This window comes from Brachybacterium sp. (genome assembly GCF_036379615.1).
In the GTDB taxonomy this organism is placed as follows: domain Bacteria; phylum Actinomycetota; class Actinomycetes; order Actinomycetales; family Dermabacteraceae; genus Brachybacterium.
In genome coordinates, this window is sequence record NZ_DASVGJ010000006.1 from 1 (window position 1) to 22,869 (window position 22,869).

The 22,869-nt window shown below is 71.6% G+C and carries 19 protein-coding genes and 1 tRNA gene; 14 read left to right on the forward strand and 6 right to left on the reverse strand.

Features of this window, described 5'->3' with window-relative positions:
* From VF289_RS00935 to VF289_RS00950, 4 genes are all read left to right on the forward strand, one after another.
* The coding region (locus VF289_RS00935) for an HAD family phosphatase (RefSeq protein ID WP_330880171.1) at positions 1–776 on the forward strand (776 nt) is incomplete at its 5' end.
* A complete protein-coding gene (locus VF289_RS00940) occupies positions 773–1,516 on the forward strand; it encodes an HAD family phosphatase (RefSeq protein ID WP_330880173.1) in 744 nt (247 codons plus the stop codon). The genes VF289_RS00935 and VF289_RS00940, both read left to right, overlap by 4 nt.
* A gap of 210 nt (positions 1,517–1,726) precedes the next feature.
* Positions 1,727–3,772: a thioredoxin-like domain-containing protein gene (locus VF289_RS00945; protein WP_330880175.1), complete on the forward strand. Its 2,046-nt coding sequence runs from the start codon at positions 1,727–1,729 to the stop codon at positions 3,770–3,772.
* A 108-nt stretch (positions 3,773–3,880) separates the two neighbouring features.
* Positions 3,881–6,382: a sodium/proton-translocating pyrophosphatase gene (locus tag VF289_RS00950; RefSeq protein ID WP_330880177.1), complete on the forward strand. Its 2,502-nt coding sequence runs from the start codon at positions 3,881–3,883 to the stop codon at positions 6,380–6,382.
* 90 nt (positions 6,383–6,472) lie between these two features.
* Here the strand turns inward: VF289_RS00950 and VF289_RS00955 are convergent, their stop codons facing one another.
* Together VF289_RS00955 and VF289_RS00960 are read right to left on the reverse strand one after the other, a co-directional pair.
* Entirely contained in the window at positions 6,473–7,048 is a 576-nt protein-coding gene (locus tag VF289_RS00955) for a TetR/AcrR family transcriptional regulator (protein ID WP_330880179.1), read from the reverse strand.
* Between the two features lie 135 nt (positions 7,049–7,183).
* Positions 7,184–7,254: transfer RNA gene (locus VF289_RS00960), tRNA-Gly, on the reverse strand.
* A gap of 201 nt (positions 7,255–7,455) precedes the next feature.
* Between VF289_RS00960 and dcd the strand changes: the two genes are divergently transcribed.
* Positions 7,456–8,049 (forward strand): dCTP deaminase, encoded by a 594-nt coding sequence (dcd, locus tag VF289_RS00965; protein ID WP_330880181.1) that lies wholly within the window; start codon positions 7,456–7,458, stop codon positions 8,047–8,049.
* Entirely contained in the window at positions 8,046–8,876 is an 831-nt protein-coding gene (locus VF289_RS00970; protein WP_330880183.1) for a hypothetical protein, read from the forward strand. The genes dcd and VF289_RS00970 overlap by 4 nt, the downstream gene beginning before the upstream one ends.
* 15 nt (positions 8,877–8,891) lie before the next feature.
* On the opposite strand, the gene VF289_RS00975 is transcribed toward VF289_RS00970, so the two are convergent.
* Positions 8,892–10,238 (reverse strand): MFS transporter, encoded by a 1,347-nt coding sequence (locus VF289_RS00975; RefSeq protein WP_330880185.1) that lies wholly within the window; start codon positions 10,236–10,238, stop codon positions 8,892–8,894.
* A 217-nt stretch (positions 10,239–10,455) separates the two neighbouring features.
* Between VF289_RS00975 and VF289_RS00980 the strand changes: the two genes are divergently transcribed.
* From VF289_RS00980 to VF289_RS01005, 6 genes are read left to right on the forward strand one after another with little or no spacing between them, the layout of a single operon-like run.
* The gene (locus VF289_RS00980) at positions 10,456–13,380 is read left to right on the forward strand and encodes a Na+/H+ antiporter subunit A (RefSeq protein WP_330880365.1); all 2,925 of its coding nucleotides are present in this window, start codon (positions 10,456–10,458) and stop codon (positions 13,378–13,380) included.
* Positions 13,370–14,083 (forward strand): Na(+)/H(+) antiporter subunit C, encoded by a 714-nt coding sequence (locus tag VF289_RS00985; protein ID WP_330880187.1) that lies wholly within the window; start codon positions 13,370–13,372, stop codon positions 14,081–14,083. The genes VF289_RS00980 and VF289_RS00985 overlap by 11 nt, the downstream gene beginning before the upstream one ends.
* The gene (locus VF289_RS00990) at positions 14,080–15,660 is read left to right on the forward strand and encodes a Na+/H+ antiporter subunit D (protein WP_330880189.1); all 1,581 of its coding nucleotides are present in this window, start codon (positions 14,080–14,082) and stop codon (positions 15,658–15,660) included. Before VF289_RS00985 ends, VF289_RS00990 begins: the two co-directional genes overlap by 4 nt.
* The gene (locus tag VF289_RS00995) at positions 15,657–16,196 is read left to right on the forward strand and encodes a Na+/H+ antiporter subunit E (protein WP_330880191.1); all 540 of its coding nucleotides are present in this window, start codon (positions 15,657–15,659) and stop codon (positions 16,194–16,196) included. The genes VF289_RS00990 and VF289_RS00995 overlap by 4 nt, the downstream gene beginning before the upstream one ends.
* Positions 16,193–16,873, forward strand: coding sequence for a monovalent cation/H+ antiporter complex subunit F (locus VF289_RS01000; protein WP_330880193.1), 681 nt, complete (start codon positions 16,193–16,195; stop codon positions 16,871–16,873). The genes VF289_RS00995 and VF289_RS01000 overlap by 4 nt, the downstream gene beginning before the upstream one ends.
* Positions 16,870–17,451 carry a monovalent cation/H(+) antiporter subunit G gene (locus VF289_RS01005; protein ID WP_330880195.1) on the forward strand — a complete coding sequence of 194 codons (582 nt, stop codon included), beginning with the start codon at positions 16,870–16,872 and terminating at the stop codon, positions 17,449–17,451. The genes VF289_RS01000 and VF289_RS01005 overlap by 4 nt, the downstream gene beginning before the upstream one ends.
* Positions 17,452–17,538: 87 nt before the next feature.
* Here VF289_RS01005 and VF289_RS01010 read toward each other — a convergent pair whose 3' ends face one another.
* Positions 17,539–19,212, reverse strand: coding sequence for a formate--tetrahydrofolate ligase (locus tag VF289_RS01010; protein ID WP_330880197.1), 1,674 nt, complete (start codon positions 19,210–19,212; stop codon positions 17,539–17,541).
* Positions 19,213–19,313: 101 nt separating this feature from the next.
* Between VF289_RS01010 and VF289_RS01015 the strand changes: the two genes are divergently transcribed.
* Entirely contained in the window at positions 19,314–20,615 is a 1,302-nt protein-coding gene (locus VF289_RS01015; protein WP_330880199.1) for a glycoside-pentoside-hexuronide (GPH):cation symporter, read from the forward strand.
* Positions 20,576–20,731: a hypothetical protein gene (locus VF289_RS01020; RefSeq protein ID WP_330880201.1), complete on the forward strand. Its 156-nt coding sequence runs from the start codon at positions 20,576–20,578 to the stop codon at positions 20,729–20,731. The genes VF289_RS01015 and VF289_RS01020 overlap by 40 nt, the downstream gene beginning before the upstream one ends.
* A gap of 46 nt (positions 20,732–20,777) precedes the next feature.
* Here the strand turns inward: VF289_RS01020 and VF289_RS01025 are convergent, their stop codons facing one another.
* On the reverse strand, positions 20,778–21,938 hold the full coding sequence (locus tag VF289_RS01025) for an RNA polymerase sigma factor (RefSeq protein WP_330880203.1): 1,161 nt from the start codon (positions 21,936–21,938) through the stop codon (positions 20,778–20,780).
* Positions 21,939–22,376, reverse strand: a complete 438-nt coding sequence (locus tag VF289_RS01030; RefSeq protein ID WP_330880205.1) for a YciI family protein — start codon at positions 22,374–22,376, stop codon at positions 21,939–21,941. It lies immediately after the preceding gene.
* Positions 22,377–22,869 lie beyond the last annotated feature (493 nt).

A 22,869-nucleotide genomic window follows, 5' to 3' on the forward strand; every position in this document is an offset into this window, starting at 1 on the left:
CGGATGGTCCGGCGGACGTGCAGGAGAGGATCGATACGCTGGTGGGCATGAGCTCCGAGCCCGTCGCTTCCCCCCTCTCCCCATCCATCGCCCTGCCCGCCTCCCCGCTGGATCAGTGGCCTCCGCGCTGGAGCCCGGCCGCAGTGATCTTCGACTGCGACGGCCTGCTGGTGGACACCGAGGGCCAGTGGGTGGCTCTGCAGGACGAGTACCTCGCCGCGCACGGCACCGCACTGGACCCGGCCACCCGGCGCAGGATCACCGGGAGGTCCGCGGAGCTCGTCGTGATCGCCCTCGCCGAGGCCGTCGGCAAGGATCCGCACCTGGTGGGGGAGGAGCTGCTGACCGCGCATCGCGAGCACATCGGGGAGTCCCTCACCCCGCTGCCCGGCGCCCTGGAGACCCTGCGTGCGATCGCGGCCGTGCGCCCCGTCGCCGTGGCCTCGAACTCACCACGCGACATGCTGGAGACCAAGCTCGAGGGCCTCGGGATCGCGGAGCTGCTCGACGCCTCGATCGCGATCGAGGACGTCGCTGAGCCCAAGCCCGCTCCGGACATGTATCTCGCTGCTGCGCGCGCGCTCGGGGCGGACCCCGCCGACTGCCTCGGCTTCGAGGACTCCGAGACCGGTGCGGACGCCGCTCGGGCGGCGGGCCTGCAGCTCATCGCGGTGCCCTCGATCCCCGGGCAGGATCCGCAGGCGCCGCGCCGTCTGGCCTCGCTCGAGGATCCGGTGCTGACCGAGTGGATCGCCGGCTGGGAGGCACGTCGATGAGCGCTGCACACGACGGGCGCGCGGACCGGCGAGAAGACGGACGAGAGAACGGGCAGCGGAGCGGTGCCGGGATCCCGGCCCGGTTCGCCGAGGCCTTCGGCGACTGGGTCCCGCAGGCGGTCGTCTTCGACTGCGACGGGCTGCTGCTGGACACCGAGTCGGTGTGGCAGCGCACGGAGGACCTGGTCGTCGCGCGCCACGGTGCCCGGCTGCTGGAGGGCGACGCCGACCTGCTGCACGGATCGACCATCGAGGTCGCCGCCGAGCTCATCGCCCGCCGCTCCGGTCACGACGAGCAGGAGGTGCTCGCCGATCTGCACCGCGAGTTCGACCGGGAGCTCGCCACGGGCATCCGCACCATGCCCGGGGCTGCCGAGATCCTGGAGCTGACCGGGCAGAAGGTGCCGCTCGGCTGCGCCTCGAACTCCTGGCTCAGCTCCCTGGAGGAGAAGCTGGAGCGCGGTGGGATGCGTGAGCACTTCGCGGTGCTCGAGGCCTCCGACACCGTCGAGCGGCCCAAGCCCTTCCCGGACATGTATGCCGCGGCCGCCCGTGCGCTGGGCGCCGCCCCCGAGCAGGTGCTCGCCCTCGAGGACTCCGGCACCGGGGCGCAGGCCGCGCGTGAGGCGGGCCTGCGGCTGATCGCCGTGCCCGTCGGCGGTCACGATGCCCCGCCGTCGGATCTCACGCTGACCTCCCTGACGGACCCCGACCTGCGGGCGTGGATCGCGAGCTGGTGACGGGCCGACGAGCGGCCCGGGGCCATCGAGCGGCCCCGAACCATCGATCGGCACCGGGCCGACGGCCGGAGACGGACCGGTGACCATCGTCGGATCGGTCACCGGCGCCGGGTGTGACCGGTGCCTGCCACCTGCGGGTCCGGGCCCGGGATGTCCATGCATGTCACCCTGGTTCGCCACACGGCGCCGATCCGGTGTTCACTGGACCTCATGACCACAACGCCGGACCCGTCCTCGCCCCTGACAGCCCGTGCCCACGGATCCGCACTGCGCGGTCGCGGCTGGCTGAACACCGGCGGGGCCGACCTCGACCTCGAGGCGCTGCGCGGGAAGATCGTCCTGCTCGACTTCTGGACCTTCTGCTGCGTGAACTGCCTGCATGTGCTGGACGAGCTGCGCCCGCTGGAGGAGAAGTGGGCCGAGGAGCTGGTGGTCATCGGGGTCCACTCCCCGAAGTTCGAGTTCGAGAAGGACCCCGAGGCCCTGGCGGCCAACATCGAGCGGTACGAGGTCACCCACCCGGTGATCGACGACCCCGAGCTGGAGACCTGGAGCGAGTACGGCGCCCGCGCCTGGCCCACGCTGATGGTGCTGGACACTCACGGCCGGATCGCCGGCAACCTCTCCGGCGAAGGACACGCCGCGAATCTCGATCAGCTGGTCACCCAGCTCGTCGCCGAGGGCGAGGCCGATGGCTCCCTGCGTCGAGGGCCCGCCCCCACGGTGCTCGCCGAGCGCACCCCGCAGACCCTCCGCTTCCCCTCCAAGCTCACGCTGCTGCCGGACGGCCGCCTGGTGGTCTCCGATGCGGGCCAGCACCGCCTCGTGGTCTTCCAGAACGACGGCGTCACCGTGGATGCGTCCATCGGCACGGGGGCCCGCGGCCACGCCGACGGCGATGAGGAGATCGCGCAGTTCACCGAGCCCAACGGCGTGCTCGCGCTGCCGGCGGAGGTCGCCGACGAGGTCGGTTACGACCTGCTGGTGGCCGATACCGCGAACCATCGCCTGCGAGGGGTGAAGGTGGGCCAGGACCGCCTGCTGCGCTCTCGCACCGCGACCGAGGTCACGACCGTCGCCGGCTCCGGCGCGCAGTGGATGCAGGGCGATCCGCTGCCCCGCGGCGAGGGGGATGCCCTGTCCTTCGCGCTGTCCACCCCCTGGGACCTCACCTGGTCGCATGTGCTGGGCCGGGCCGTGATCGCGATGGCCGGCATCCACCAGCTGTGGACCTTCGACCCCGTCACCGGTGCCCTGATGGTGCTCGCCGGCACCACCCAGGAGGGCCTGGTGGACGGCCCGGCCGTCACCTCCTGGTGGGCGCAGCCCTCGGGGCTGGACGAGCTGCCCGACGGCCGCATCGTGGTCGCGGATTCCGAGACCTCCGCCGTGCGCCTCCTGGATCCGCGGACCATGCAGGTCAGCACCCTGGTGGGGCAGGGGCTGTTCGACTTCGGGCATGTGGACGGCCCTGCCGAGGTGGCTCGCCTCCAGCACCCCCTGGCCGTCACCGCGCTGCCCGACGGCCGGATCGCCGTGAGCGACACGTACAACGGTGCGATCCGCCTGATCGAGGAGCCGGGCGCCGACGGCGAGACCGCCACGACCGGCGGCATCACCGCGCTGGACGGCGTCATCGCCGTCGCGGATCTCTCCGGCGCGGGGTCCGGCGCCAGCGCAGGGTCCGGTTCCGGTGCGGAGGCCGACGGGGCCGCCGCCGTGCAGGCGCACGTGGTCACCGTCGCGACCGATCTCAAGGAGCCCTCCGACGCGATCGTCGGCCCCCCGGTGGACGGGATCGGCCAGCTGATCGTCGTCGAGTCCGGCATGCACCGCATCACCTGGGTCCCGGTGGCCAAGGCCGCCGAGCGGATGATCGACGAAGGGGCTCAGCGCTCCGAGCGCCCGGTCACCGACGTGGGCCCCGGACCGCTCACCGTGCGGGTGCTGTTCACGCCGCCCGCGGGCCACAAGCTCGACGACTCGCTCGGGCCCTCCACCCAGGTGACGATCTCCACCACGCCCACCTCGATGCTGACCTCCGGCGGGGGAGTGGAAACCGCCCTGGAGCGCACGCTCGAGCTGGACCCCGCCTACACCGAGGGGGTGCTGCACGTCAGCGCCCGGGTCGCCTCCTGCGATGCGGATCCCACGGTCGAGTTCCCCGCCTGCCACATGCACCAGCAGGACTGGGGCGTCCCGATCCGGGTGGTCGAGGGCGGTCCGACCCATCTCGACCTGTCGCTGCTCGCCTGAGTCGGTGACCGCAGCGGTCATCCTGCTCGGTTATCCTCGGCCGCCGGAGCCCCGCTCCGGTGTGTCCTCCCGCTCGGCCCGCCGAGCCCCGTCGTCGGAAGCTCTCACGTGGATCTGATCACGCAATTCCCCCTGGGCGACGATCTCGCCTGGACCCTCCTCGCGCTCGGCGTGCTCGCCGTGGCGGCGCTCGTGGTGGGGGCCGTCGTCCCCAGCCGGCTGCGCCGTGACGAGGACAGCGATGAGCTCGACGAGGGCATCGGCCGGCGTCTGGGCGCGCAGCTGCTCTCCGCCGGGTCGATCATGCTGTGGGTGGGCCTGCCGCTGGCGGTGCTGCTGTATCTCGCCCCCGGCTCCACCGATGACCGGCTGCTGCGCTCCGGGTTGCTGCTGGCGGGTCTCGCGCTGGGAGCTCTCGCCGCGTGGCGCGGGATCGCGGTCCAGGTCGCGGCGCTGGGCCTGGACGCCGAGCGCCGCCCGGCGATGATCTCCCGGCTGGGGGCGCTCACCGTCACCGGAGCGCTCGCGCTCGCCGTGCTGCCGATGGTGATCATCGTCTGGTTCCTGCAGACCACCTCGGGACCCGCGCTGATGGCCCTGGCCGGCGGTGCAGCGATCTCGGCGCTCGCGATGCGCGTCTGCGCGGTCCCGGTCGATGCCGCCGCGTCCGCGGCAGCGGTGCTCGTGGGCACCGACGAGCACGAGCTGGAGGAGGAGGATCCCGCGAACCTCGGCGGCCCCCACCTGCGCAGCGCCCGGATGGCCTCGCGCGGCGGTGCCCTGAGCGCGGACCTCGTCGCCGTCACCACGGCCCTCGCCGCTCTCGGCGTGCTGCTCGGCGTGCCCGTCCTCGCGGCGGAAGGGTTCATCGTGGTGCTCCTGGGCCTGGGCGTGGCGATGCTCGCCGCCGCCGCGGTCGCCGTGATGCCCCATCGCGGCAGCCCGGGACATCAGCGCGGCGCCCTGCTGCTGGGTGGGCTGATCCCGTCGGTGCTCGGCGGCGCCGGGGCGGTCGCCGCCTCCGCGCTGTGGATCCCCTCGCTCTACAAGAACCTCCGCTTCGAGGACGTGGGCCTGGAGAACTTCACCGATCCCGCCATCACCGGAGGCACCCCGACCCCGCGCGCGCAGCTCGAGCCGCAGATCGAGGACGCGCTGGCGGATCTCGGCGGCTGGGTCTCCCGCACCGACGAGTCCCTGTACGCGAGCTCGTTCCTGGACATGATCGCCCTGTACTCGACCACCCCGAACGTCGTGGTGGCGGTCGCGGTGGGTCTGGGCGTCCTCGCCGCCCTCGCGGCCGTGCTGCTGCTGGACGGCACCGGGCACCGCGTCGGCTCGCCCGTGCTGCGGGCCGCCCGCACCAGCCGCACCGGTGGCGCGCTCGGCATCATCGCGGGCCTGGGATCCACGGCGCTGACCGCTGCGGGTGCCGTGGCGCTGCTGGTGCTGATCACGGCCGTGATCTCGGTGCTCTCAGCCGGGGTGCCGGGGCTCGCGCTGACACTGCTGGTCCACGCCGGCCTCGGCGGGCTGATCGTGGTGGCAGGATATGCGGGATCCCTGCTCTCGAGCACGCTCACCGATCGCCCCGACACCGAGGTCTCGCTGCGCAGCGCCGCTGCCGGCACCCCCACCGGCCCCCGCGCCGCACTGCTGCTGGCCGGAGCGCTCGCCGCCCTCGGCACCCTGGGGCCCGTGGTGAGCGCCCTGCAGAGCGCCCCCCGCGCAGGGACCATCTGGGAGGACCGTGCCCTGCACACCCTCACCCCGAACTCGCTCACCATGCTCGGCGGTGTGGGCCTCGGCGTCCTCACCGTGCTGCTGGTGACCTCCGCGCTGTTGGACGGTGCCCGCCGGCTCGGGGCGAGCGCCGTCGTCGAGGCGCGCGCCTCGATGCTCGAGAAGCGCGACCGCTACGAGCTCGCGGACCTCGCCGAGATGGTGCGCCGCGCCGCCGTGCCCCCCGTCGTGGTGGTCGTGCTGATGCCGCTGGTGGCCGGTTTCGGCCTCGGACCGGGCGCCCTGCCCGGACTGGTGCTCGGCGTGGTGCTCTCGTCGGCCGGACTCGGACTGTGGATGCTCGGCACCGGCTCGACCCTGCGCGGGGCCGCCGCGGTGATCGGCTCCGGCCGGTACGGCGGGCGCGGCTCCTGGGGCCACTCCGGCGCCCTCGGCGGCGCGGTGCTCACCACGGTGCTGCGCTCGGCGATCGGCTCGGTGGCTCTGCCGCTGCTGCTCACCTCGAGCCTGCTCACCGCGCTGGCCGTGAGCGCGGTCGTCGGGATGAACACCGATGGCACCAGCTCCTTCCTCCACTGGGGCATCGCGGTGGTCGCGCTGGTCATCGTGGTGACATGCTGGGTGATCGCCGCGACGGCCCCTGAGGTCGATCTGGAGGACGGCGAGGGCGAGATCTCCAAGCCGCTCTTCGCCCGCACCGAGGAGGAGCCCGCCGACGCGCTGGACGCGATGGATTGGGAGGCCGACGAGGAGCACGTGGAGCAGGTCGCGGTCCCCGCGCAGAGCGCGAAGAAGCAGAAGCGGCGTCGGCGCCGTGCCGAGGCCGATGCCCGCGAGGACCGCGACGAGGACGACGCGACGGACTGACCCGCGGGAGCGGCCGGTCCCTGGGCTCCTCGGCGGAGGTCGGCCCGGGGCGCAGCTCAGCTGCGGGCGCTGCTCAGCCGCGGGCGGTGCTCAGACCGTGGCGCCGAGGCCCCGCAGCACGAAAGCCTCCAGGGCCGGGCGGGAGTACCGCTTGGCGGAGGACCCCACCAGCAGCCCGTTGATGATGCGCACCGTGGCGTCCACGTCGAGATCGGCGGAGAAGTCACCGGAGGCGACACCGTCGGTGACGATGGTGCGCAGCACGTCCTCGATGAGGACCACGTGCTCCCGCATGCGGGCGGCCGTCTCCGGGGAGAGGGTGGCTCCGCCGGAGGTCTGCGGGACGTGGAAGGAGATGGTGAGGTCCAGCTGGGTGTGCACGTAGGCGATCGCGGCATCGCGCGGTGTCGCCGAATCGCTCACCCCGGCGCGCAGCTGCTGGATGTAGTCCATCGTCTGGTGGATCGCGTACTCGACCAGGAGTGATTCACGGTCGGGGAAGTGGTTGTACATCGCGGTGCGGCCCACCTCGGCCGCCGTGGCGATCCGCGAGAAAGTGACCGACTCGAACTCCTGGGTCTCGAGGAGCTCGGCGAGGGCGGTGAAGATCTTCTCCCGCGTGCGCTCGCGATGCTCCTCGAGGGATCCTCCGATGATCTTGGGCATGCCGCATTCTTACACTTCCGTGCAGAGCGACATAACGCTGGCGCTGTCCCCGGCAAGGGCGGCGAGGGAGGTGCTCCGGGCCGTGTCGACCGGGAACGAAGAACGCCGGCCCCTGCAGGGGCCGGCGTCCGGAAGAGCGGGTGACGGGAATCGAACCCGCGCTATCAGCTTGGGAAGCTGAAGTTCTACCATTGAACTACACCCGCGAAGCGGTGCCCGCTCGGTGCCGTACTCCCGGGGGAGGGCCGCTGCTCGAACGAACGCAGATCAGCATACCCCGAGATGGGATGCAGCGCGAACCGGCGCCGCGATCGCGGACGGCGATGGTGGCGGGGCCCGACGGGAGGCGCGGTCGGGCTGAGGGAACAGGGTGCCTGCCATGGCCGCGGGAGACTAGGGTGGACGCCGTGCTGCTGAGCGATCGAGATATCCGAGCCCAGATCGAGGCCGACAGGGTGCGTCTGGACCCCTTCGACCCCGAGATGATCCAGCCCGCCTCCGTGGACGTGCGGATCGACCGGTACTTCCGCCTCTTCGACAACCACAAGTACGCGATGATCGACCCCGCCGTCGAGCAGTCCGAGCTCACCCGTGTGGTGGAGGTGGGCCCGGAGGAGCCGTACATGCTCCACCCCGGGGAGTTCGTGCTCGCCTCGACCTATGAGCAGATCACCCTGCCGGACGATGTCGCCGCCCGGCTCGAGGGCAAGAGCTCGCTGGGTCGGCTGGGCCTGCTCACCCACTCGACCGCGGGCTTCATCGATCCCGGCTTCCAGGGCCACATCACGCTCGAGCTGTCCAACATGGCGACCCTGCCCGTGGCGCTGTGGCCCGGGATGAAGATCGGGCAGCTGTGCTTCTTCCGGCTCTCGAGCGCCTCCGAGCGCCCCTATGGCAGTGCCGGGAACCTCAACCGCTACCTGGGCCAGCGCGGACCCACCCCGTCGCGCTCCGCCCAGAACTTCCATCGCACCCGCATCCCCGTGGAGGAGCAGCAGTGACCGCATCGGTTCCGCCGTCGCCCGCCGAGCAGCCACGCACGCATCACCGCCTGCAGCTGCCGCGGGACACCGATCCCGCCGATGTGCTGACGATGGTGCGCAATGTGCGCCCCGACGCGCAGGAGGACGAGGACGGGGTGATCCACCTCGGGGACGCTCAGCACCTGACGCCGGACCGCTCACCGCGCGGCGCCGGGCGCTGGACGCTGGACACCCCGCGAGAGAGGGAGGACCCGCTGCCGGAGGGGATGGGCGACTCCCACGGCTACGGGCGCGCCTTCCCGGACGGCATCCCCTTCGGCCTGGAGCGGCAGGGCCTGGACCTCGCCTGGTCGCTGGGCCGACGCCTGCACGGCGCGGTGGTGACCGACGGCGGCGCCCGCCTCGAACCGCACCCCTTCCATCTGCGCGACCTGACACTGGTCAGCCCGCATGCGCTGGCCCCCGAGTCGCTCGCCGAGCTGCTGGGTCCGCTCGAGCCGGAGGCGGAGCTCGATCAGGTGCCCGAGGGGGCGCCCCGCACCGGCTACAGCGCGACGATCCCGCTGCCCCGGGGGGAGGCGATCTCCCTGCGGGTGGGGCGCAGCTCCCGGCCCACTGCGCTGCGGGCGCTCGGCTGGCTCGAGGACGCCGTGGACTACGAGCTGGTGCATCTCACCGCAGACCCCGAGGAGGACGCCGTCGAGGCGCCGGATGCGGAGACCACTGAGCGCTGGGAGCTCGCCTACCGCCGCATCGGCCTGATCGCAGGCCTGCTCAGCGAGACCGTCGGCGGCTACATCGTGGACGTCGAGGGCTTCCTGGTCGATCCCGCCGACCTCGCCTGACCCCGCTCACCGTGCTCACGCGGTGACCGGCGCCCGCCCTGCGGCGCCGAGGCGGATCGGCAGGAAGGCGATCAGCCCCAGCGCCATCACCAGCACGATCCCGAGGATGCCGGTACGGGTGTCGCCCGAGATCGCGACGGTCGCGGCGAACGCCGCGGTGCCCAGGAAGCCGAGCGCCCGGCCGGTGGTCGCGTAGAGACCGAAGTTCTCCGTCTCCCGCCCCGGCTGCGAGAGGCGGGTGAGCAGGTTCCGCGACGCGGACTGCACAGGGCCGACGAACAGGCAGATCGCCAGGCCCGCCACCCAGAACACGAGCGTCGCACCGAAGAACAGCACCACCAGCCCCAGCACGATGATCCCGGCGCAGCCGACGATGATCACGGGACGCGGCCCCACACGATCGTCGACCCGTCCGCCCAGGAACACCCCGATGCCGGCGACCAGGTTCGCGGCGATGCCGAACAGGATGATCCCCACGGTGGAGAAGCCGTAGGCATTGGCGGCCAGCACCCCGGCGATGGAGAAGACCGCTCCCAGCCCGTCGCGGTAGATCGCAGAGGCCACCAGGTACTGCAGCATGATCGGCTCCTCCTTGAAGGCGCGGATCACGCGGCGCACGATGTGCGCATAGCCCTGCCAGGGGTTCCACCGCTCCCCGGGGGCGGAGGCGGGGTGCTTCGGTGCCGTCAGCATCAGCGGCATCGTCCCCACCAGGATCCACAGCGCGACGAACAGCGGGATCGCCCGATAGTTCCACCCGTCCTCCCCGGTGATGCCGAGCAGCCCGGTGCCCGGCATCACGAACAGCACCAGCACCATGCCCAGGCACACGATCGAGCCCCAGTAGCCCACCGCCCAGGCGGTGCCCGAGATGCGGCCGCGGTTCTCCGGAGTGGAGATCTCCGGCAGCACGGAGTTCACGAACACCCCGGCGAGCTCGCTGAACACCACGGCCAGCGCGATCAGCGCCGCCCCGAAGGTCAGGTAGTCCGCATCGAGCGCGACCAGCGGCATCATCGCCACGGTCACGACCGTGGCGATCGTGGTGACCCGCAGCAGCGCGTTGCGGGCACCGCCGCGGTCGGCGAGGTTGCCCAGCAGCGGGGCCAGCAGGGCGATGGCGACCGCGCCGATCGACTGCCAGGTGGTGAGCACCTGGGAGCCGTGATCCTGTGCGGCCTTGATCGCCTCGTCGCCGACAGCGCCCTCGGCCGCCACGGCGCTGGCGACATAGGTCGCGAACACGAAGGTGAGGATCACGGAGCTGAACGCGGACATCCCCCCGTCCCACAGGGCGAAGGGGACGACGGGCGGGCGCGTGCGGCGGGGCGCGCGCGCCCCCGAGTCCGGGATGCTGGCCATGGTCACACTCTACGGAGCCCCACGCTCTGCGTCGGGGCGGTCCGCAGTCCTCGGGCCGACGAGTTCGTGAACGCTGGTGCGCGGTGCCGGGTGTGCGGTGCGTGGCGCGCGATCTGCCGTGATCCATTCGACTCCGTCCAGAATTGCCACGGACTCCTCCCGTAAGATGACGTCGGCCCTTTCCCTCCCCGCACGGACGGAGAACTCTGTGTTCCCGATGCTGCTCGCCCACCTCGTGGCGGCGCTCGGGGGACCCCTCCTGGTGCGGTGGATCGGCCGCAACGCCTTCTACCCGCTGGCCGTGGTGCCCGGGGCCTCGGCGCTGTGGCTCGCCACCCTCGATCCCCGCGAGCTCGCCGAGGCGCCGCGCGTGGAGTCCGTTCCGTGGATCCCGGCCTTCGGCATCGACCTGGCCTTCCGCCTGGACGCGCTCAGCTGGGTGCTCGCGCTGATCGCCACCGGGATCGGCGCGATCGTGCTGCTGTACTGCGCGCGCTACTTCAAGGACACCGAGCCGGGGCTCGGCCGCTTCGCCGGGGTGCTGACGGCCTTCGCCGGGGCGATGGTGGGCCTGGTGCTCGCCGACGACGTGATGGTCATCTACACGTTCTGGGAGCTCACGACCGTCTTCTCCTACCTCCTGGTGGGGCATTACCAGGACAAGCAGGCCTCGCGCCGTGCCGCGCTGAACGCCCTGATCTCCACGACGGCCGGTGGCCTGGCGATGCTGGTGGGTCTGCTGATGGTCGCCGCGCCGGCGGGATCTCTCCGCCTGTCCGTGATCGTGGCCGATCCGATGTGGGAGCAGGGCGGGCCGTACCTGGTCACGGCGATGGTGCTGATCCTGGTGGGGGCGACGAGCAAGTCCGCCCTGGTGCCCACCCACTTCTGGCTCCCCGGAGCGATGGCCGCGCCCACGCCGGTCTCTGCCTACCTGCACGCCGCGGCGATGGTGAAGGCGGGCATCTACCTGATCCTGCGGATGGCTCCGGCGCTGACCCATCTCGAGGTGGTCTCGATGGTGCTCGCGGGCGTCGGCGCCGTGACCATGCTCGTGGGCGGCTGGCGGGCGATGCGACAGACGGACATCAAGCTGCTGCTCGCCTACGGCACCGTCTCCCAGCTGGGCTTCCTCGCCGCCGTGGCCGCGGTGGCCACGCACGACGCAGTGCTGGTGGGCCTCGCGATGCTGATCGCGCATGCTGTGTTCAAGGCGCCGCTGTTCATGGTCGTGGGGATCATCGACAAGAAGTTCGGCACCCGTGACCTGCGAGTGCTCTCGGGGGTGGCCCGGGCCGCCCCGATCGTCACCGTGATCGGCGTCGTCTCGGCGGCCTCGATGGCGGCGGTCCCGCCGCTGTACGGGTTCGTCGCCAAGGAGGCGATCTACACCGCGCTGTGGTACGCCGGGGGATGGCAGCGGCTGCTGCTGCTCGCGCTGATCGCCGGCTCGATCCTCACCGTCGCCTACTCGTGGCGGTTCGTCCACGGCGCCTTCGGCGCCGCCCCGGGCGCTCCGCGGGTGCAGACCCCCCGCATCGAGGTGCTGAACTGGCTGCCCCCGGCGCTGGTCGCCGTGTTCTCGGTGGTGCTCTCGCTGGCCGCCGGGCCGCTCGAGGAGACGCTGCGCGCCCACACCGCGCTGCTGCCGGAGACCGGCGAGGACGTGCACCTGGCCGTGGTCCCGCATCTCGGCGTCCCGCTGCTGGCCTCCGGGCTCACCCTGGGCCTCGGCATCGCGCTGTGCCTGCTCGCCAGGCCGTTCGCGACGCTGCAGAAGGCTCTCTCGCCCCAGACCTGGGCCGAGGGCGGGGTGCTCGAGGCCTTCGACGCCGAGCGCGGCTTCCGTCGGCTGCTGCGCGGCACCGACGCCCTCTCGATCGTGGCGACCACCCTGTTCCAGCGAGGCTCCCTGCCGTACACGCTGGGCACCATGATGGTTGTGCTCATCGCCCTGGTGATCCCGGTGGCGCTCACCCAGTCCCCGCTGCCGGACAACCTGGTGCTCTTCCAGCATCCGCTCGAGCTGATCCTGCTGCCGGTGGCAGGACTGGCTGCTCTCGGCGCGGCGCGCTCGCGTCGGCGCCTGCGGGCCGTCTTCCTGATCACCGTCACCGGCTACAGCGTGGCGCTGCTGTTCCTGGTCGCCGGGTCCCCGGATGTCGCCATCACTCAGGCGCTGGTCGAGACCGCGATGACCGTGGTGCTCGTGCTCGTGCTTCGACGTCTGCCGATCCACTTCTCCCGTCGGCCGCTGCGGATCGGCGCCTGGGGGCGCTGGGGGATCGCGATCGCGACCGCGGTGGTGCTGTGCGGCGGGACCCTGTACGCCGCGGATGCCCGCTACCGGGAAGCGCTGGGGCCGGGGCTCATCGAGAAGGCCTACACGATCGGCGGCGGCCACAACGTGGTCAACGTGACCCTGGTCGACGCGCGTGTCTGGGACACGATGGGCGAGATCGGCGTGCTCCTGGTAGTGGCCACGGGGGTGGCCTCCCTGATCTTCGTCACTCGGCGTGAGCGCCCGATCTCCCGCGTGCGCGACCTGGAGTCCAAGACGTCCATCTGGCGCCGCCGCATCGACTCGGAGCTGCCGCAGAACGCTCTGGACTTCGATGCGCGCCCCGACGAGGTCGCGGGCGGAAATCGCTGGCGCACCTGGCTCTCGGCCGGGCTGACCCTCGCCCCGGAGCGCCGCATGGTGATCCTCGAGGTCATCACCCGCATCTCCTTCCCGCTGATGATGATGTTCTCGGTCTACCTGCTGATGGCCGGGCACAACACGCCCGGTGGCGGCTTCGCGGGTGGTCTGGTGGCCGGTCTCGCGCTGGCGCTGCGCTATCTCGCCGGTGGCCGCTACGAGCTCAGCGAGGCGGCACCCGTGCAGGCCGGTTTCGTCCTCGGCGGGGGCATGGCGATCGCGGTGCTGGCCGGGGTGCTCCCGCTGCTCTTCGGCGGCACCGTCTTCGCCAGTGCGACTCCGGTGGTACAGGTGCCGCTGCTGGGCGAGCTGCACTTCCCGAGCGCGTTGATCTTCGACGTCGGTGTCTACCTCGTGGTGCTCGGCGTGATGCTCGACTTCCTGCGCTCCCTCGGCGCACAGATCGACCAGCAGCAGGAGGCGGAGACCGATGCCCGTTAGCCTCGCCCTGCTCCTGACCGCCGGGGTGCTCGTCGCCTGCGGCGTCTACCTCATGCTCGAGCGGACCCTGTCCCGGATCATCCTGGGCTACGTGCTGCTGGGCAATGGCGTGAATCTGCTGTTCATCATCGCTGCCGGCCCGCGGGGCCTGCCGCCCTTCGAGGGCAGCGGCGATCCCGCGGAGATGACGGACCCGCTGCCCTTCGCGATGGTGCTCACCGCGATCGTGATCTCCCTGGGCATCACCGCCTTCGGGATGGCGCTGGCCTACCGGGCCTGGCAGCTGTTCGGACACGACGAGGTCCCCGATGACGTCGAGGACCGTCGTGTGCTGCGCCGTCGCCGGCGGAAGTCCGAGGACGCCGAGCACCTGCCGTGGTCGCAGGCCCTCTCCGAGGAGTCCCGTCGCGGCGCGCTGGCCCAGTCGCAGGGGGTGTACGCACCGGAGGACGACGACCCGCTCGGCTCGGACCTCACGAGCGCCGAGGACGTCCCGCAGGACGCCACCGAGGCGGACGAGGACCAGGAGCCGCTGCCGCCGCGCGGGGGACGTCCACGGGGCGAGAAGGCCCCCCGCAGGAAGAACCAGCGGGATGCCCCGCCCGACGGGGCCGCCGACAGCCACCACGTGGCCGGGGCCCCCGGCGCGGGCCCCGCGACCGAGACAGACCGAGAGCACACGGACGGACGGGGTGAGGGATGAGCGTCGAGCTGCTCCTGGCCCTGCCGGTGATGCTGCCGTTGGGCGGTGCGGCCTTCACGCTGCTGCTGCGCCATCACGCCCGCATCCAGCTGTGGGTCGCGATCTTCACCCTGGTCGCGATCGTCACCGTCGCCCTCGTGCTGGGCCACCAGGTGATCCAGGACGGGGTGCTGGTCCTCCAGATCGGCAACTGGACCCCGCAGCTGGGGATCGTGCTGGTCGCGGACCGGCTCACCGCGCTGATGCTCCTGGTCTCCAGCGTGGTCACGCTCGCGGTGCTGGTGTACTCCAGCGCGCAGACGGTCAGCGAGAACGTCGAACGCACCCCGGTGGCGATCTACCACCCCACCTACCTGGCGCTGGTGGCCGGGGTGTCGATGGCGTTCCTCGCCGGCGACCTCTTCAACCTCTACGTCGGCTTCGAGGTGCTGCTGGCGGCGAGCTACGTGCTGCTCACCCTCGGCGGCTCCGCGAGCCGTGTGCGCGCCGCCACCACGTATGTGATCGTCTCGCTGCTGAGCTCGGTGATCTTCCTGGCGGCGGTGGCCGCGGTCTACGCCGCCGTGGGCACGGTGAACTTCGCCGAGATGGCCGTGCGGCTGGACGGTCTGGAGCCCGGCACCCGGATGATCCTGGAGCTGATGCTGCTGGTGGCCTTCGCGATTAAGGCGGCGATCTTCCCGCTCAGCGCCTGGCTGCCGGACTCCTATCCGACCGCTCCCGCCCCGGTGACCGCCGTGTTCGCGGGACTGCTCACGAAGGTCGGCATCTACGCGATCCTGCGCCTGGAGACCCTGCTCTTCCCGGCCTCCCAGATCTCGAACCTGCTGCTCGCCGCGGCGGCGCTGAGCCTGCTGATCGGCATCTTCGGTGCGGTGGCGCAGACGGACCTGAAGCGAGTGCTCTCCTTCACGCTGGTCTCCCACATGGGCTACATGCTGTTCGGCATCGGCATGGTCACCCAGGCGGGCATGGCTGCGACCATCTACTACGTCGCCCACCACATCACCGTGCAGTCCACGCTGTTCCTGGCCGCCGGGCTGATCGAGCACCGCGGCGGCACCACGAACCTGATCAAGCTCGGCGGGCTCCAGAAGCTCGCCCCGGTGCTCGCGATCCTGTTCTTCATCCCCGCCATGAACCTCGCCGGCATCCCGCCGTTCTCCGGCTTCATCGGCAAGGTGGGCCTCATCGAGGCCGGTATCCAGTACGACCGCACCTCGGGCTGGATCCTCATCGCGATCAGCGTGATCACCAGCCTGCTGACCCTCTATGCGATCGCGAAGATCTGGAACCGCGCCTTCTGGCAGGAGCCCAGCCAGGAGATGGTGGCCCGTGCGGTCCCGCTGCCCGCCGTCATGGCCGGCGCGACCGCCGCGATGATCGCCTTCTCCCTGGTCCTCACCGTTCTCGCCGGCCCTCTGATGAACTACGCGGACGAGGCCGCCAGCTCGGTCCTGGAGCGGGTCCCCTACGTCAGTGCCGTGCTCGGCGACGAGGCCGCCGGGGACCTGCAGTACCGGATCGACGATGACGGCCACCGGCTCGACGGCGAGGGACAGGAGGTGGAGGAGTGATCCTGCAACGGCTCAAGGACCTGCGCCGCTCCTGGCTGTGGATGCTGCTCTCGGTCGCTCTGTGGTGCCTGCTCTGGGGAGGGGTGGACCTCAAGAATCTGCTCGGCGGCCTCGCCGTGGCGGTGCTGGTGTTCGTCCTGTTCCCGATGCCGCCCACCGGGCAGGAGCTCACCCTCCGGCCGGTCCGTTTCACGCTGTTCGTCCTGCGCTTCCTCGCGGACTGCGCGGTCTCCGCCCTGCAGGTGGCGTACTTCGCCCTGCGCCCGGGGCCGCAGCCGCCCAGTTCCGTGATCGCGGTGAAGATGGCCTCGCGCTCCGACTTCTTCCTCACCTTCACCGGGGTGCTGTGCACGTTGATCCCCGGCTCCGTCGTCGTCGAGGCCCAGCGCGCCACCGGCATGCTGTTCCTGCACACCTTCAACGCCGGCACGCCCGAGGCCGTGGAGAAGGCGCGTGCGGAGGTCCGCGCGCAGGAGGAGCGGCTGCTGTGGGCCGTCGGCCGGCGCGAGATCCTCGAGGAGGCGGGGCTGCGATGACCCCCTTCGAGATCCTGCTGCTGGTCTACGCCGGCGTGCTCGCCCTGGCGGCGCTGGCCGTGGTCTACCGGACGATCGTGGGCCCCACCATCCTGGACCGGGCGATCGCCAGCGATTCCCTCGTGACCCTGGTGGTGATGGGCATGGCGCTGTACACCGCGCAGTCCCGGGCGTCCTGGGCGGGGCCGGTGATGCTCGCCCTGACCGGTCTGGCGTTCATCGGCACGGTCACCTTCGCCCGCTTCGTCGCCCGGGAGGACCCGCGCCAGGGCCGCCGGCGGCCGCATCCTGAGGAGCCGAGCACCGACACCGGTCCGCACGAGGCGATCCACTTCGAGACCGCCGAGAGCGCCGACGAGGTGCCCGGGAACCACTTCGCCGAGTCACCGGAGGCGGACACCTGGAGCCTCGAGGACGCGGTCGAGGATCCGCATCATCCGGGGGAGCCGGAGGCAGAGGAGCCCCCCACGGCCGACGGGAACGCTGCGGCAGACGGGACCACCACGACCGACGGAGCCGACGGAGCCACCGGGGCGGACGGGCTCGACCCTGCGGACCCGGACCACGAGGACTTCGGCGCCGGCTTCGGTGCCGGGGGCGGCCACCGCGGTTTCGAGGATCGCGGGTTCGACGCGGGAGGCCACCGCTCCGGCGGAGCGACGGAGGGAGGACGATGAGCGTCACCGAGATCATCGCCGCCGTGCTGATCGGCGGCGGGCTGCTGCTGGGCGTGGTCGCCGCGATCGGTCTGAACCGCTTCGACGGCGTGCTGATGCGCATCCACGCGGCCTCCAAGCCCCAGGTGCTGGGCCTGATCCTGGTCTTCTCCGGGGTCGCGCTCGCGGTCGGGTCATGGTCGCTCGCGGGGTTCCTGCTGGTGGTCCTGCTCGCACAGATGCTCACGGTCCCGGTCTCCAGCGTGATGGTGGGCCGCGCCGCCTTCCGGCGCGGTTTCGTGCGCGGCGGTGACTACGCGATCGACGAGCTCAGTCCTCGGCTCGCGGACACCGGTGACGATGATGATGACGAGGACGGCTTCATCGACGAGGACGGCGACGACCACGTGGGCATGGCCGACGGCGGTCGGGACCGCTTCCCGGAGAACGTGGTCACGGCGAAGGTGGAGCCGCTGACAGATCCGAACTGGGTGGAGCCCGAGGGCGGCGACGTCGAGGACGAGGACGTCATCGACATCGATCTGGACGACGAGACCGAGCTCGAGGCCGAGGAGGTCGCCGAGCGCGACCGCCGGTAGGGTCGGGCACGTCCCGTGCCTCGGGCCGGCCGGTGCCCGGGCCGCGGCCGGCCCGCGCCCGGACCACGGCGGGCCGGTGCCCGGGCCTCAGAAGAGCCCGATGGACTCCCCGGCCTCGGTCACGCCCATGCGCAGCGCGGCAGGTTCCCTGGGCAGGCCCGGCATGGTCATGATCGAGCCGGTCAGGGCCACCACGAAGCCGGCGCCGATCTTGGGCAGAAGGTCCCGCACATGCAGCACGTGCCCGGTGGGCGCGCCGAGCGCCGTGGGATCGTCGGAGAAGGAGTACTGGGTCTTGGCCACGCAGACGGGCAGGGCGTCCCAGCCGTTGCGCTGGAGCATCCGCAGCTGCATCGGTGCGCGATCCTCGAAGACCACGTCGTCGGCCCCGTAGATCTCACGGGCCAGGGTGCGCAGCGACTCCTCGATCCCGGCGGCCGGGTCGTAGAGGTGGTGGAAGTCGGGGGCGTCCTGCTCGATCGCGGCGAGCACCTGCTCGGCGACCGCCAGACCGCCCTCGCCGCCCTTGGCCCACACCTCGGAGAGCGCGGCGCGGAAACCCTGCTCCTTCGCCCAGCCCAGCACCGCCTCGAGCTCGGCCTCGGTGTCGGTGGGGAAGCGGTTCAGCGCGATCACCGGCTCGATCCCGAACTTGCGCATGTTCTGCACGTGTCGGGCCAGGTTCGCGGTGCCTGCGAGGGCGGCGTCGATGTCCTCGTGGGAGAGGGAGTCCTTGGCGACCCCGCCGTGCATCTTCAGCGCACGCACGGTCGCGACCACCACCCCGGCGTCGGGGGAGAGGCCGCCGAGGCGTGCCTTGATGTCCAGGAACTTCTCGGCGCCGAGGTCGGAGCCGAACCCGGCCTCGGTCACGGTGATGTCCGCCAGCGACAGCGCCAGCTGGGTCGCGGCCAGGGAGTTGCACCCGTGCGCGATGTTCGCGAAGGGCCCGCCGTGCACGAGCGCGGGGGTGCCCCCGAGGGTCTGGACCAGGTTCGGCAGCAGGGCGTCCTTGAGCAACATGGTGACGGCGCCGCCCACCCCGAGATCGGCGACGGTGACCGGCGCGTGGTCGTAGGTGAATCCGACGACGATCCGATCGATGCGGGCCTCGAGGTCCTGCAGATCGGTGGCCAGGCACAGCACGGCCATGATCTCGGAGGCGACGACGATGTCGAAGCCGTCCTCGCGGGGCACGCCCTGGGTCGGACCGCCGAGGCCGATCGTGATATTGCGCAGGGCGCGGTCGTTGACATCCACCACGCGCTTCCACTGGATGCGTCGGGGGTCGATGCCCAGGGCGTTGCCCTGGTGGAGGTGGTTGTCGACCAGAGCGGCGAGGGTGTTGTTCGCGATCTGGATGGCATGGAAGTCGCCGGTGAAGTGGAGGTTGATGTCCTCCATCGGCACCACCTGGGCGTAACCGCCACCGGTCGCGCCGCCCTTGATGCCCATGATCGGGCCCAGCGCCGGTTCCCGCAGGGCGACCATCGTGCGATGGCCCTGCAGGGAGAAGGCGTCCGCGAGGCCGACGGTGGTGGTCGACTTGCCCTCGCCCGCCGGGGTGGGGGACATGGCCGAGACCAGCACGAGCCGGCCCGTCCGTCCCGTCGGCGTCATCCTCCGCACGTCGACCTTGGCCTTGTACGCGCCGTAGGGGACCAGGGCCTCCACGGGCACTCCGGCCGTCTCGGCGATCTCGGTGATCGGCTGCAGGGTCGCCGCCTGGGCGATCGCGAGGTCCGGGTTCTCGGCTGACATCGTCGTCCTCCACTGGGTCTCGAGCGCCCGGGCGGTGCCGGGCGGTTCCGTGGACCAGCCTACGGCGCGCGCGGTGTCCAGGAGCGGGAACCGCGAACCCGGTGCGCGCGGGACCCATCTACGGCGTCACCAAGGTCTGGGCCGGGTTCACCGACCTGTTCGCCGGCAACACCGTCGGTCGCAAGCAGACCCGCCACGGGCGGCTGCGGCCCTGGTTGATCGGGGTCAGCCCCCTGCTGGCGATCTCGCTGGTGGGCCTGTTCAGCACTCCGGCGGCGCTGGGGCCGATGGCGACCGTGGCCTGGATCCTGCTGTTCGATGCGGCCTACCAGCTCTGCTACTCCTTCGTGAACATCCCCTACGGTTCGCTCTCCGCGGCGATGACGGAGAACGCCACCGACCGCTCCCGCCTGGCGGGAGCCCGCTCCATCGGCGGCGCGGTCACCGGCGTGGTCCTCTCCCTGGTGCTCTCCCCGCAGTTCGAGGACACCACGGTGGACGGCATCCGTCTGAAGTTCACGATCGCCACTGTGATCCTCGCGGTGCTCGCGCTCGCGCTGTACTGGGTCTGCTTCCGCAGCACCAAGGAGGTCGTGCCCGCCGGCACGGGCACCGTCACCCTGCGCACCACGATGGCGATGGTGCGCCGGAACCGGCCGCTGATCATCCTCTGCCTGGGTGCGTTCTTCCTGCTCGGCGGCTCGTTCACCATGAACGCGGTGATGATGTACTACGCCCGGGACGTGGTGGGCGGCGCCGGATACTTCACCCTGCTGTTCCTCCTCCAGACGATCGGCACCATCGCGATCGCGTCGGTGATCCCCAGGGTCTCGGAGCGCTTCGGCAAGCGCACCAGCTATGTGGGACTGGCGTTGTTCGCAGTGCTGGGCCTGGTCGTCATCGGTCTCACCCCCACCGGGAACCTGCCGATGGCGCTGCTGGCCTTCCTCATCTACGGCATCGGCTTCGGCGGCACCAACGCGATGATGTTCTCGATGCAGGCCGACACCGTCGACTACGGCGAGTGGAAGACCGGCACCCGCGCCGAGGGCGGCAGCTACTCGATCCTCTCCTTCGTCCGCAAGACCGGCCAGGGACTCGGCGGCTTCCTCGGCGGCGCGGGCATCGCCGCCTTCGGCTACGTCTCCGGCGCCCCGGACCAGACCGAGCAGGCCGTCCAGGGCATCAAGATCGCGGCCGGCTGGGCGCCCGCGGTGCTGTGCCTGGTGGCAGTCGGCGCGATGCTGATGTACCCGCTGACCGCGAAGGAGCACGCGGGCATCGTGCAGGAGCTGAACCAGCGCCGCGCCCGCAGCGCCAGGTGCGCGAGGACCGCGTGCGGCCGCGGATGTCGCGCCGCCTCATGCACTGGGAGCCGACGGACGAGGGCCGTTGCCACCTGATCATCGACACCAGCCAGTTGTCCGTGGACGAGGCGGTCGAGGAGATCGTCGCCGCCGTCGAGGCGGAGCGGGCGATGGTGGAGCGGGACCGCCCCGGGGAGCCTGAGGGGGACTGACGGGGCTGGGTAGGACTGACGGGGTCCGCCGGGGGAGCCGGGCGGCTCAGAGCTCCTCGGCGTGCAGCCGCGCCGCCTGCCGCGTCAGGTGATCGCGCTCGGCGAGCGAGCGCGCCTGCTGCGCCGCCTCGGCATACAGCCGGGCCGCCGCCCTGCGGTCTCCGTCGGCCTCGTGCAGGTGCGCGGCGACCGCCGTGTACCGGGGCACTGAGGGGTCGATCTGCGCGAGCGCGGCGAGGCCCGCCCGCGGGCCGTCGGCCTCTCCAACCGCGACGGCACGGTTCAGCTGCACCACGGGGCTCGGGGCGAGGGCGGCGAGCTCGTCGTACCACTGCACGATCTGGACCCAGTCGGTCTCCTGCGTGCTGGGGGCGTCGGCGTGGAGAGCCGCGATCGCCGCCTGGGCCTGGAACTCACCCAGGCGGTCCCGCGCCAGCGCCTGCAGCAGTATGTCGATGCCCTCCCGGATCAGAGCGGTGTCCCAGCGCGAGCGGTCCTGCCGGGCCAGGGGGATGAGGGCGCCGTCGGCCGCGGTGCGGCTCGCGCTACGGGCGTGGTGCAGCAGCATGAGTGCGAGCAGCCCGTGGACCTCGGGGTCATCGACGAGGCCGGCGAGCTCGCGGGTGAGGCGGATCGCCTCGGCCGACAGATCGACGTCCCCGGAGTACCCCTCGTTGAAGATCAGGTAGAGCGTGCGGGCCACCGACGCCGCGGACCCGGGCCCGTCGAGCCGTCGACCGGAGACGGTGCGCTTGGCCCGACTGATGCGCTGGGCCATCGTCGGCTCGGGCACGAGGTACGCCTCGGCGATCTGGCGGGTGGTGAGCCCGCCCACGGCCCGCAGGGTAAGCGCCACGGCCGAGGACGGGGTGAGCGAGGGGTGCGCGCACAGGAAGAACAGCCACAGCGTGTCGTCTCTCGTGGCGGCGGGCCCGGGCGGCGGCTCGGCCTCGAGCCGTTCCTCGCGGCGACGGCGCGAGGACTCGGAGCGCGCCGCATCGAGGAACTTCCGCCAGGCGACGGTGATCAGCCAGCCCTGCGGATCGCGTGGCGGCTGCTCCGGCCAGGTCCGGAGGGCTTCGATCAGAGCCTCCTGGGCGGCGTCTTCCGCCGAGGTGAAGTCGGCGCCGCGGCGCACGAGGACCTGCAGAACGGCCGGGGCGGTCCGTCGCAGCAGGTCCTCGTCCAGTGCACGCGGGTCGGTCACTCAGCGCCTCTCGCGGCTCACGATCTCGCCGACCTCCGAGAGGGTGGGCGGCGGCATGAAAAGCGGTCGCAGCTCGAGCCATTCGCCCATGGGCTTGCCGCCCGCGCCGGGCTCCGAGGAGAGCTCACCGGCGAGTTCCACGGCCCGCTCGTAGGAGTCGACGTCGATCATCATCCAGCCGGCGATGAGGTCCTTGGTCTCCGCGAACGGGCCGTCTGTGACCGGGGGCCTCCCCTCCCCGTCGTACCGCACCCAGGCGCCCTCGGGGCTGAGGGCTTGGCTGTCGACGAACTCGCCGCTCTCCTTCAGCCGCTCCTCGAAGTCCTCCATGAACTGCATGTGCGCGGAGATCTCGTCCTCGGTCCACTCGCTCATGGGGACGTCGTGCACGGTCTTCGGCGCGCCGCGGTAGTGCTTCAGCATCAGATATTTGGGCATGGGTCTCTTCCTCTGTGCGAGGCGACCCTGGATGGTCGCCTTCATATTCGGGACGGAACAGGGCGGGCGATCTCGACATCCACGATGACGCGGATGGGAGGAGCTTAGTCAGAGGCTGCTCGGGGGAAGAGAGGACAGCGCGCACCTGTGCCGGCTTCATGGCCGTCCGGGTCCGGTGAGGAGACGGACTGCTCGCGCCGGTCCTGCCAGGTCCACCACGGTCGGACCTCGCCCGGTCCGGCTCGACCCGGTCCGTGGTCGGTCAGACCTCGCCCGGTTCGGCTCGGCCCGGTCCGTGGTCGGCTTGCGGCGCCACGGCGAGGACCTCGGCGATATCGGCATACCGATCGCGCTGACGCCAGTTGTCGACCATCCGCGACGGCAGCAGTCCCGGCGCGCGCAGGGCGACGTCGCCGCCGGACGATCCCGGAGGCCCAGGAGAATGACGAAGCCCCCTGAGTGAACAGGGGGCTTCGTGGTGGTGGCTCCGACG

What these genes read in the sequence shown, in the direction of transcription:
- VF289_RS00940 (WP_330880173.1), top strand. Translation starts at nt 773, where the DNA reads ATGAGCGCTGCACACGACGGGCGCGCGGACCGGCGAGAAGACGGACGA.
- VF289_RS00945 (WP_330880175.1), top strand. Translation starts at nt 1,727, where the DNA reads ATGACCACAACGCCGGACCCGTCCTCGCCCCTGACAGCCCGTGCCCAC.
- VF289_RS00955 (WP_330880179.1), bottom strand. Translation starts at nt 7,048, where the DNA reads ATGCCCAAGATCATCGGAGGATCCCTCGAGGAGCATCGCGAGCGCACG.
- VF289_RS00975 (WP_330880185.1), bottom strand. Translation starts at nt 10,238, where the DNA reads ATGGCCAGCATCCCGGACTCGGGGGCGCGCGCGCCCCGCCGCACGCGC.
- VF289_RS00980 (WP_330880365.1), top strand. Translation starts at nt 10,456, where the DNA reads ATGCTGCTCGCCCACCTCGTGGCGGCGCTCGGGGGACCCCTCCTGGTG.
- VF289_RS00985 (WP_330880187.1), top strand. Translation starts at nt 13,370, where the DNA reads ATGCCCGTTAGCCTCGCCCTGCTCCTGACCGCCGGGGTGCTCGTCGCC.
- VF289_RS00990 (WP_330880189.1), top strand. Translation starts at nt 14,080, where the DNA reads ATGAGCGTCGAGCTGCTCCTGGCCCTGCCGGTGATGCTGCCGTTGGGC.
- VF289_RS01000 (WP_330880193.1), top strand. Translation starts at nt 16,193, where the DNA reads ATGACCCCCTTCGAGATCCTGCTGCTGGTCTACGCCGGCGTGCTCGCC.
- VF289_RS01005 (WP_330880195.1), top strand. Translation starts at nt 16,870, where the DNA reads ATGAGCGTCACCGAGATCATCGCCGCCGTGCTGATCGGCGGCGGGCTG.
- VF289_RS01010 (WP_330880197.1), bottom strand. Translation starts at nt 19,212, where the DNA reads ATGTCAGCCGAGAACCCGGACCTCGCGATCGCCCAGGCGGCGACCCTG.
- VF289_RS01020 (WP_330880201.1), top strand. Translation starts at nt 20,576, where the DNA reads ATGCACTGGGAGCCGACGGACGAGGGCCGTTGCCACCTGATCATCGAC.
- VF289_RS01030 (WP_330880205.1), bottom strand. Translation starts at nt 22,376, where the DNA reads ATGCCCAAATATCTGATGCTGAAGCACTACCGCGGCGCGCCGAAGACC.